Genomic DNA, 9,183 nt, shown 5'->3' with positions numbered 1-9,183 from the left:
CATCTCGTTCAAACCTTTTCAGTCAAAGTGCTCAGCATAGACGAGCAAGTTGCTTGACCGTCAACGCGACAAAACCCTTTCTAGGCCCGGTGACTTTACAGGTCCAGATATTCAGGCCGTTCGGCTGCTTGCGATGCAGTTGCAGCCTCTCGAAGCGCTTTTGTATCCACTGCCAGTCTTGCTGGCTCTCCTGCTTAGCCTGCGCGCCGACTTGCGGGTGCTCTTGCGCATAGCGCTGGAAGACCCCGGGACTGACCAGGTAGGTCGTGCCGCTCACCGTATGCACGAGCGCTTTTGCGTCGTTGATGATGAGTCGGCGGGACAAGATGCCCTGTTTCAGCCACGCCATGAAGTGCTCCCCGGATGGATGCGCTATCGAGGGCGCTGGCGCAGGCGACGACGGCAGTGACGCGGGCAAGGTTGGTATTTCGGGACGTGCGGCAGGCACCTGCTCTGAGAGCACTGCCGCGTCCTGCCCGATCGCGGGTAAGTCGCCGATACCCACCATCGAAAGCATGTCTTCCATCACGTCCGGCAAGGTTTGGAACTTGGACGAAGGAGCTGAAGATGAACGACCTCCTTCCCCTGGTGGATCTTCTTGGCCTTCCGGGGCGGCCAGCGGGCCGGCCGTCGAAATGGTGGTGAACACGTCAGCCTCTTTGTCCGTGGGCGCCACGTCGATCGCCACCGTGCCGGGGAACGGTGCCGGCCGCTCACGCGGCTCCCAGATCAGCGTGGGCGTTAGACGCAACAAGGTGAACGAGTGGGACCAGCCAGTCGTGCTGGTCACAGTCGCGCGCCAGACCGCCTTGCCGTCGGACGTCGGCTGCAACATGCCGTGATCCTGCAGGACGTTGAACACCGCGGTGTTGTTCGCTGGAATGCCGTCGATACCCTGAGACAGCAGGTGCGCACGCAGCTTGTCCGAGACTGTCTTGCTCACCAGCCACAGGGCATCCTCGGTGAGCCAGCCATCGGAGGCTTCCGGCTGGTTCAGTTTCAACTGTTCCTTGAGCAGGTAGCGCAACCCGTCGAGCAGCTTGCGCTGCAGCGCGTGCTTGGGCGCAGCCATGGCGCGGGCCGGATCGCCGCCCAGTTCCTGGGCCACCGAAGCCCGGTCGGCCTGCACGACAAGTTCGCCCAGCACGCCGGCGTGCTCGTACTGGCCGGCCAGGACGTAGAGCAGCGGTCCCCACAGGTCGGGATAGCCACTGAGCCAGTCCAGGGCATCACGGTCGAGGAGTTGGCGGTAGAGCAAACCTGTCGCGGCGCTGTGAAGCCGATATTCCCGATCGTCGCGGTAGCGGAAGCGGTATGGCTGGTGCAGCGGGCCGTGCCAGGGGTGCCACAGCGAGCCGTCGGCCAGTTCGACGTGCAGATCGACGGCGATCTTGCCGATGTCGTGCAGCAGCGCGGCATAGGCGACCGCGGCAGTCCAGGCTTCAGACTGCGCCGCCTGGTCTTCGGGACTGGCGCCAATCGGCAGCAGATGGGACTGCCGCAGTTTCAGGCTGTAGGCGACGATTTCCAGGCCGTGGTCCAGCATGCCGCCCGGGTAGGCATGGTGATGCGCCTCGGAGGCCGGGAAGGCCTGGACCAGCTCGGCGTAGCGCTCCAGGGGCGCCCGGTACAAGGTGGCGAACTGCTTACGTGAGAGCGACGTGCGCTGCCAGATGTGCTCCAGCAGCTTCTGCCGGCGCGGGGTGGCCAGCAGCGATGCGGCCGACTCGGGCCGCATCAACCCTTTCGGGAGGTCGGTGACCGATGGTGGCGTCGGAGCGGCAGCGACCGCGGGCCGTTTTCGCTGGAACAGAGAAAGCATGCGGGTGTCCTGTCGGGGGCCGAGCGGGAGGCCTTTTTGCCTTTTGGGGATAGAGCCTTTCCCCTTGCACTCCATTCCCTTGCCATTTCGACCCTTTGCGGCCTTTGGGTATAGAGCAACGGGTCCTGATCGTCCATCGCCAATGTGGGTTGCGGCAGGGCCGGATTGATGCAGGAAGGCTGGCTGTTCACGCCCTACGATGGGCCAATTCTTGGACCGGGAGAGCGCCATGAGGCTTCACATTGACAAAGTAAGGAAATTTCCTTACCATGCGGGTATCGCAATCAGGAGAGCCGCCATGCCTGCCATCCACGAAGTCGCCACGTTGACCTCCAAGGGCCAGGTCACGCTGCCCAAGCCTATCCGGCAGGCGCTGGGCGTTGATGCCGGCGGCAAGCTCGCGTTCGATCTGCGGGGCAGCGAAGTCGTCGTCACCCGTGTTGATGCCGAGCACGAGGACCCCGCCATTGGCGCGTTTCTGAGCCTGCTGGCCCGCGACATCGAAGCTGGCCGGAACGTCCGGGGCCTGCCCGAGGATCTGGCGCGCGCCATGCTGGAGCATGCTGGCCACGGTGTGAACCTGGACGAGGAGATCGACGGGAAAGTGGAACTCTGATGCAACGGCATGGCTGGACGCTGCTCTTCCACGACTGCGTGATCGAGCAGTTGCAGAAACTGCATGCGGCCGCGAGGCGCGCGCAGGAGAATGACCCGGCGGGCTTCGAGTCCAATGCCAACGTCAAGCTCTTCCGGGCCCTGAGCCAGTTGATGTTGGATGTGGTGCCAGGCGATCCGGCACGCGACGAGTACCGCCAGGGCAACACCTTGGGACCTGCCCACCGCCACTGGCGAAGGGCCAAGATCGGAAGGCGGTTCCGGCTGTTCTTCCGGTACGACTCGAAGGCGAAGGTCATTGTGTACGCCTGGGTCAACGATGAACAGACCCTGCGGTCTTCGGGTAGCAAATCGGACCCGTATGTCGTGTTCGAGAAGATGCTCGGACGCGGGAACCCACCAGACGACTGGCACGCGCTGATACAGGCAAGCAAGCAGGATTGGAGCAAACTGGAATAGGCATCCCTCAGTAGCAGGAGACGACCATGAACACCACGACACGCATCAGCACCGCAGAACGCCTCGGCCGCACCTTGGGTCGCGGATGGCGTGCCTACGTGCGCGGCGAACGCCGGGCATCGAGCTGGTTGGTGTCCAAGGGGATGCCGGCGGCCGGTGCCACCGCGTTCGTGTGGGTGGTCAAGCTGGTTGCGCTCGGGGTGCTGCTGTACACCACCTTCTGGCTGGCGGTGTTGCTACTGCTGGGCGTTGCGGCGGCATGGTTGGCTGGAAATTCGGCTAGGGATGATGACCGCTGGGCGCAACAGGATGAACTGCGCAATGGCGAGGCGGGCTTTGGCCTGTATTCTTCCAATGGCCAGCGGCTCGACCCTCACGACCCGAACGATCCGTTCGATGACTGAGGTTTGGACTGTCCGTCACAGAACCTTGCCGGCTACCTTGTTTACACCTGACCCGGCGCTATCACGCGCTTCCTTGGAGCCGACAGCAAGGTTCTGAGCAATCACCCCAGCCTTAACTCCGACCCACCCCAAGGCAGCGACCCAAAACGTCGGCAGGACCAGAAACATCGTGCCCGTGACGAACATTAGGAGCATGTCACCGAAGGCGTTGTTCAGTCCTACCAACGGGTCGAAATTGGTGTGCGGCCGGTTCCAGCCGAACCCCCAGCCATAGAGCGCGTCGAGGATGGTGCTGTCAATCCAGCGTGCAAGCTGAAACCAGAAGTCCGTGAAGAACAGCGCGAACTGCACGACGCTGACCGTGACCACCGTCTTCAGGTCATAGGTGCCCACGACCAGCACGAGCGGGATGCAGATAACCAGTGCCATCTTGAGCAATGCAAGCACCATGGGCAGGGCCTGCCTCGCGACGTCCATGGCTGGAAACGCGGCAATCGCGCCGACTGCCATCCCAACATCGCCCGTGGCCCGCGTCACAATGTTCGGCAGGGTCTTGTCGATCTGGCCGCCGTAGTCGGTATAGACGCTGCCCTGGTTCAATTTCTGCTGCCGCGGTGACGCGATCGTGCGGATTACCGAGTCGTCCACCTCGGCTCGGCTCAGGAACCCGGCCCAGCCCGCCAGGCGATTGAGCAGGCTCGGGTCCACCTGTCCCAGCAAGCGTGCCCGCAGGCCATTACCGCCATCGGCCCACCATTGCCTGCAGGTCGGGTAGCCACCGCCACTGGATACCTGAGCCAGCCCGGCGTCGCGGTTGCTGTCATAGGGCCAGTCATCGCGCGGCGTGCTGGAACGGTACGTGTCGTAGTAGCCGTTCGTGTCGGTGAAGAACCGCGATCCGATCCAGGTCACGTCGTGCATCTGCTGCTCATCGAGCTGAGGGCGCTGCATGAACAATTTGGCCCGTGCAGGCCCATAGCAATCCCGCGAGAAATCCGCTACTTCCTGAGCCAGCACCGGGTCATCGATGCGCGTGGCGTCGATCTCCATGCGCATCTGCCGCAGGTCCGTGCCACACGGGATCGCCGCCACCGAGGCGCTCGTGACGGCGCGCGAGAGTGCATGCATGAACGCCCACCAGACGGGCACCTTCGCCGACTGGTTGTTGATGGTGCTGAAGGACTGCGACCAGCCGGTATCCGTGGGCTGCGGCACGCTGACCTGGCACTGGGCCGAGCGCGAGCTGTCGTACTGGATGGTGTTCAGGTCCACGTCGATGAACGGAATGCCGGCGAACATCACCACCACGATGGCGACGAAGACCCGGTTCTCGATGCGGGCGGCGCTCAGCACGCCTTTATTGCCCTCGTCGGCACCTTCCGCACGGGCCTTCAACCACTCCTGCACGATGATGGCGACGAAAGGCAGCGCGAATACCCCGCTGGATACCAGCACCGCCCAGATGCCGTTGTTGACGATCCAGGACACCAGCGTCAGGTAGTACTCCAGGTAGTCGGTCGTGAAAAGCGTCATCGCGCCATCTCCCCTCAACCGGCCTGCATCAGCAGGCTGGCTTCCAGCGCCACGATGGCGACGACGCCCGCGACCTCGGTGCGCACCAGGCGGCGCCGCGCCTGGGCGTCGTCCTCACGTACCAGCAGCCGGCGCCGCATCCAGACCCAGCCATAGGCCGTCGCCCCGTACAGGCACAACCGCCACACGAAGAAGTAGCCCGATGCGGCCGCGAGCCACCGCTCCCAGCCGGCCACGCTCCCGACCAGGTAGATGCCGGCGACGTTGGCCCCCACCGCAGCGGCGACGATCACCACCGCCCACAGCAGTGCTTTCGCCGCGCGCCGGCTGAACAGCCAGCGCAAGGGGCGCCAGGTCATGCGCATTGCGCTCATGGCCGGACTCCCGGATTGCCCTTCTGCAACTGGTCGAGGCGGTCGGGCACCGGATCGCCCTCGTAGATGCCGCGCGAGCCGGCCGCGCGCGTACCATGGCGCTGGATGATCGCCATCGGCGAGTTGTTCGCCAGCTCGCGGCGCAGCTCCAGCTCCGTTTTCAGGTTGCGGATCTCCCGGTCGAGCGTGTCGCTCTCGTGGTTCACAGCCTCGACCGCCAACTCGTTGGCCGCCACGTTGGGCTCCTTCTTTCCCGTGAGCAGCGTGCGCTGGAGCAACAAGGCCTTCTCCAGCACCGACGACAGCGCCACCTCGGACGCAAGGCGCCGCGCCAGCAGGTCCTGGTCCGGCTCGTCGCGCAGCGCCTCGATGACGCCGCGCGTGATCGGCAGCGACGTGCTGCCGGCCTCGCGCAAGTTCTCGAAGGTGGTGTTGCGCACGCCGGAAACCAGTTCCTGCAAGACTTCCAGTTTGGCTTCGTACTCCTCCTGGATCAGCGGCGTCAGCCCGACGCCGGGCACCGTCTCGGTCTTGGTGCAGGAATCGCACGTGCGCTGCACCTGTTCCCCGAGGACCCGGGTGGCCCATTCGGTCGCCTGCTGCGGCGACGTCCAGGTCTGGCAGGACAGGCTCGCGCAACTGGCGGGCGCGATGGAGGATGTGTCCGTCACGCCGCGCCCGTTGACCAGGTTGTAGCCCGCGCGGGTGACGTCGCCGACCACCCGAATGGCGGACTGGCCTGCGCCACCGGCATTGCTGCCGCCCACCCAGGGAACGCCGTCGTTGCCGCGGCGCGTCTCAGCCTGCTCGACGGCCGAAACGGCATCGTTGCTGCCAACCGCGTCACGCAGGGCCATGCCTTCGGCCATCTGGCTCCAGCCAAGCTGGCCGCCCGCCGTCTCGGCCATCTTCTCGGCCATCGCGCGGCACGTCAGCTTGGAGCGGTCGAAGTCCAGCCGCGCCTGCAGCACGCCGTTGGTCAGCAGGTTGTACAGGCCGGGATCGGCGCGCTGAATGATCAGCGCCGGCAGGGACGCCACCGCGCTGGTGGCGCTCTGGATCACGTTGCTCATGATCTGCTGGAAGCCGTTCGTGATGCCGTTGAGCTGGTTGCGCAGCGTGGTCTGGATGCTCATGTCGCCGCAGATCAGGTTGCTGTTCCACCCCAAGCCGACCCCGATGGAGCGCATGCCAGCCGCGCGGCCCATGGACACCGCGCTGCCGCCTCCGATCGAGTACATGACGTCATCGCCAATGACGGGGCCGCTGTTCTGGTATCCGACCTGCGCCCACGCCAGGCCGCAGACCAGAGCGAGCGTGCCGGCCAGCGCCGTCGGGCGCAGCAAGTAGCACGCCTTGGCGGAAAGGTTCATCGGTTCAGGACGCTTCATCGTGGCACCTCAGAGGAAATCGACGCTGCCCAGGAACACCTGCCCGCGGCGTTCGCAGCAGGCATACGGCCGCCACAGCGCCCAGGCGTAGTCGCCTTGCTGGGCCTGGGTCAGCGTGCCGCTGTGGGGGAAGACCACGCAGGTGTTCGACAGACGAGGGGTCAGCTCCTGCCACTTCCCGGTGGAGGTATCGCCTTCGACCAGAGCCCCGGCCGGCCAGTAGCCGTCACGGGCGTTGGCGAGCAGTGGCTGGTACACGTGCAACTGCCCGCGGCGCGTGACGACATCGCCCGCGCGCTGGGCCACCACCGCCCCGGATTTGTGGTCGTCGGTCTGGTGCAGGAAGCCACCGCGTGGATAGACATTGCCCCAGAGGTTCATCGTGGTGCGCGCACCGACCTCACGCATGCCCGGAATCAACGCCTCCGGGTAGGCCATCTCGGGCACGTTGTAGCGCCAGGCCAGCGTGTCCAGGGTGCTGAGCAGATACGGCATGAAGGCCGTGCCCGCGCCTTGGCAGAAGTAGCCGGAGGACGAGGCGAACTGGTTGAACACCTCGCCGCCGGGATGGCCGATAACATCGCTGTTCTTGAATTTGGCGAGGTTGTTTTCATGATCCTCGTTCGTGGTGCCGTCCCCGCCGGCCTGGGCCGAAGGATTGGGCGTGCTCATGGCGCGCACTTCAACCCAGGGGTTCTCGCCGGTGTTCGAGTACGACGACACCACTGCATCGGGGATGTAGTGCCTGACCTTGACGGAGGTACGCACCGTGCAGCCGGTCCAGGTGCAATAGAGCCAGTAGCAGATACCCACCACCCGGTATTCCAGGCAATCGGGCGAAGCCACTGAACCCACGATGGTTGCCGTGTTCAGGGCGTAGCTGCCCGTGGCGCTAAGCAGCAGCACGGACGCGACAGCAGCTCGCATGCGGCGCAGAAGGTCGAATGGGTGGATCACGGTTCGGTCCTCCGGTGCTGTTCGATCCGCGCGATGGCGCGGGCCACGTCCGGCTCGCCATAGACCACATAGCGCTGGTCCACCACGACGGCCGGGACGGCGGTGATGCCCAGGCTCCATGCGTCCGTCACGCCCTGGTAGGCCGTCGCGATGCGCCGCTGAAGGTCAGTGCCTCCCTGGGTCAGCCGACGCTTGACCAGGGCTGTCGCCTGGTCGGGGTCGGTGGGCAGATTCGCCGAAAGCTCGGCCTCGATGCGCGGCGCTTCATCCAGCTCGATCAGCCGTTCGCCGCCCATGGTCTTGACCGGGTGGTGGCCGTCGGTGACGACCACCACGTCGGCGGCGAAGGTGACCGGGCTGAACACCGCCAGGGACGCCGGCAGCGCCACGGCCAGGCCAAGGGTTCGCCAGCCTGGTGCGAACCGGGTAAAAGCTGCTGGCATGTCATGCGCCCCGGAAGTTGATCAGGGCCATAGTCAAACGCCGAACCCCATGCGGTCCCAACAAACAATGCGCATCGCGGCCACCCCGCATACCTGCTTGTGTCGCCGCGAAGAAAAAGCGGAGGCCGAAGCCTCCGCGCTGATCAACGAAGCAGTGCAACACTTACAGCAGGCCGGACTCCGCAAAGGAGAACGGGGCACCCTGGCCGACGATGATGTGGTCCAGTACCCGCACATCGATGAGCGCCAGCGCGGCCTGCAGTTGCTGGGTCAGCACGCGATCCGCGATCGACGGCTCGGACATGCCCGAGGGGTGCTGATGTGCGAAGACCACCGCAGCGGCATTCAATTCCAGCACACGCTGTACGACGACACGCGGATAGACCGAAGTCGAGTTGATCGTGCCCCTGAACAACGGCTCGTAGGCCAGCACCTGATGCATGCTGTCAAGGAATACAGCGACGAATATTTCGTTGGGCTCGGCCACCAGCTTCACGTGCAGGTAGTCGCGCACGGCCGTGGGGTCGAGGAGTTTCGGACCCGCTTTGAAAACCCGCTTCTCCAGCAGTGCAATGGCTTGCTGGATGATCCAGTCCTCGTGCTGGGCAGCGATGGCGGAAAGCGACTCCAGGCAGGAGTCATTGACGACGAAAGACATGGCGAACCTCCAAATGTTGAGATCGGAGGGCGCGCGCCCGGGGAAGGCAAGCCCTCCTGGGGAACGAACAAGGTGCATCCATCACCGCGGGAGCGGTGATCGTTCGCGGCCAGGATGCGAGGCGAACGGGTTGCGGTCAGCGCAGCGGACTGCGCCGTAGCCTTGAAGACCGGGGCTACCTGGGCATGTCGCCGACGACGTCGGCAGGCATTTCCGATGTAGGTGTGGCGGCGGGATCGCGGGCCGCGAGCATGTCCATGGCCGACAGCAAGGCATCGCCCTCGATCGGACCCTGCAGCAGGATAGCCTTGCCGGTTTCGCGATCGTGTAGCCGCAGCGACGGCGTGGCGGTCACGCCGCTGTTCGTGGCTTCCGCAGTTTGGGCGCGAATCGCCGCGTCGGGCCGCTCGCTCGCGATGCACTGCTCGATGGGTGGCGTAAGGTCGGGGTAGGGTTTTGTCGCGTTGACGGTCAAGCAACTTGCTCGTCTATGCTGAGCACTTTGACTGAAAAGGTTTGAACGAGAT

At 64.8% G+C, this 9,183-nt stretch carries 9 protein-coding genes and 2 pseudogenes; 3 read left to right on the top strand and 8 right to left on the bottom strand.

Annotated features, from left to right (window positions below):
• Positions 1 to 76: 76 nt before the first annotated feature.
• A pseudogene (gene mobH, locus BN948_RS24920) lies at positions 77 to 1,822 on the bottom strand (MobH family relaxase); the annotation flags it as partial.
• Positions 1,823 to 2,120: 298 nt separating this feature from the next.
• Between mobH and BN948_RS24915 the strand changes: the two are divergent.
• The 3 genes from BN948_RS24915 to BN948_RS24905 are packed head-to-tail and all read left to right on the top strand — an operon-like array spanning position 2,121 to position 3,300.
• Complete coding sequence (locus BN948_RS24915; protein WP_009518526.1) at positions 2,121 to 2,438, top strand: type II toxin-antitoxin system PrlF family antitoxin; 318 nt, start codon at positions 2,121 to 2,123, stop codon at positions 2,436 to 2,438.
• Positions 2,438 to 2,896, top strand: coding sequence for a type II toxin-antitoxin system YhaV family toxin (locus tag BN948_RS24910; RefSeq protein WP_009518525.1), 459 nt, complete (start codon positions 2,438 to 2,440; stop codon positions 2,894 to 2,896). Before BN948_RS24915 ends, BN948_RS24910 begins: the two co-directional genes overlap by 1 nt.
• Positions 2,897 to 2,922: 26 nt before the next feature.
• Positions 2,923 to 3,300 carry a DUF3742 family protein gene (locus BN948_RS24905; protein ID WP_009518524.1) on the top strand — a complete coding sequence of 126 codons (378 nt, stop codon included), beginning with the start codon at positions 2,923 to 2,925 and terminating at the stop codon, positions 3,298 to 3,300.
• Positions 3,301 to 3,315: 15 nt separating this feature from the next.
• On the opposite strand, the gene BN948_RS24900 is transcribed toward BN948_RS24905, so the two are convergent.
• From BN948_RS24900 to BN948_RS24870, 7 genes and pseudogenes are all read right to left on the bottom strand, one after another.
• Entirely contained in the window at positions 3,316 to 4,833 is a 1,518-nt protein-coding gene (locus BN948_RS24900; protein WP_009518523.1) for a conjugal transfer protein TraG N-terminal domain-containing protein, read from the bottom strand.
• Positions 4,834 to 4,847: 14 nt separating this feature from the next.
• Positions 4,848 to 5,207, bottom strand: coding sequence for a hypothetical protein (locus tag BN948_RS24895; RefSeq protein ID WP_009518522.1), 360 nt, complete (start codon positions 5,205 to 5,207; stop codon positions 4,848 to 4,850).
• Positions 5,204 to 6,598 carry an integrating conjugative element protein gene (locus tag BN948_RS24890; RefSeq protein ID WP_009518521.1) on the bottom strand — a complete coding sequence of 465 codons (1,395 nt, stop codon included), beginning with the start codon at positions 6,596 to 6,598 and terminating at the stop codon, positions 5,204 to 5,206. Before BN948_RS24890 ends, BN948_RS24895 begins: the two co-directional genes overlap by 4 nt.
• Positions 6,599 to 6,607: 9 nt before the next feature.
• A complete protein-coding gene (locus BN948_RS24885; protein ID WP_009518520.1) occupies positions 6,608 to 7,555 on the bottom strand; it encodes a TIGR03756 family integrating conjugative element protein in 948 nt (315 codons plus the stop codon).
• On the bottom strand, positions 7,552 to 7,998 hold the full coding sequence (locus BN948_RS24880; protein ID WP_009518519.1) for a TIGR03757 family integrating conjugative element protein: 447 nt from the start codon (positions 7,996 to 7,998) through the stop codon (positions 7,552 to 7,554). The genes BN948_RS24885 and BN948_RS24880 overlap by 4 nt, the downstream gene beginning before the upstream one ends.
• A 163-nt stretch (positions 7,999 to 8,161) precedes the next feature.
• Entirely contained in the window at positions 8,162 to 8,656 is a 495-nt protein-coding gene (gene radC / locus BN948_RS24875; protein ID WP_009518518.1) for a RadC family protein, read from the bottom strand.
• Positions 8,657 to 8,831: 175 nt separating this feature from the next.
• A pseudogene (locus BN948_RS24870) lies at positions 8,832 to 9,110 on the bottom strand (DsbA family protein); the annotation flags it as partial.
• Between the last annotated feature and the right edge of the window lie 73 nt (positions 9,111 to 9,183).

The sequence above is a fragment of the Hydrogenophaga intermedia genome, assembly GCF_000723405.1.
Lineage (GTDB): Bacteria > Pseudomonadota > Gammaproteobacteria > Burkholderiales > Burkholderiaceae_C > Hydrogenophaga > Hydrogenophaga intermedia.
This window is presented reverse-complemented; position numbering and strand designations above follow the sequence as displayed.

Bases quoted from the DNA above. Each gene is read 5' to 3' on its own strand.
- BN948_RS24915 (WP_009518526.1), top strand. From the start codon at position 2,121: ATGCCTGCCATCCACGAAGTCGCCACGTTGACCTCCAAGGGCCAGGTC.
- BN948_RS24910 (WP_009518525.1), top strand. From the start codon at position 2,438: ATGCAACGGCATGGCTGGACGCTGCTCTTCCACGACTGCGTGATCGAG.
- BN948_RS24905 (WP_009518524.1), top strand. From the start codon at position 2,923: ATGAACACCACGACACGCATCAGCACCGCAGAACGCCTCGGCCGCACC.
- BN948_RS24900 (WP_009518523.1), bottom strand. From the start codon at position 4,833: ATGACGCTTTTCACGACCGACTACCTGGAGTACTACCTGACGCTGGTG.
- BN948_RS24895 (WP_009518522.1), bottom strand. From the start codon at position 5,207: ATGAGCGCAATGCGCATGACCTGGCGCCCCTTGCGCTGGCTGTTCAGC.
- BN948_RS24890 (WP_009518521.1), bottom strand. From the start codon at position 6,598: ATGAAGCGTCCTGAACCGATGAACCTTTCCGCCAAGGCGTGCTACTTG.
- BN948_RS24880 (WP_009518519.1), bottom strand. From the start codon at position 7,998: ATGCCAGCAGCTTTTACCCGGTTCGCACCAGGCTGGCGAACCCTTGGC.
- radC (WP_009518518.1), bottom strand. From the start codon at position 8,656: ATGTCTTTCGTCGTCAATGACTCCTGCCTGGAGTCGCTTTCCGCCATC.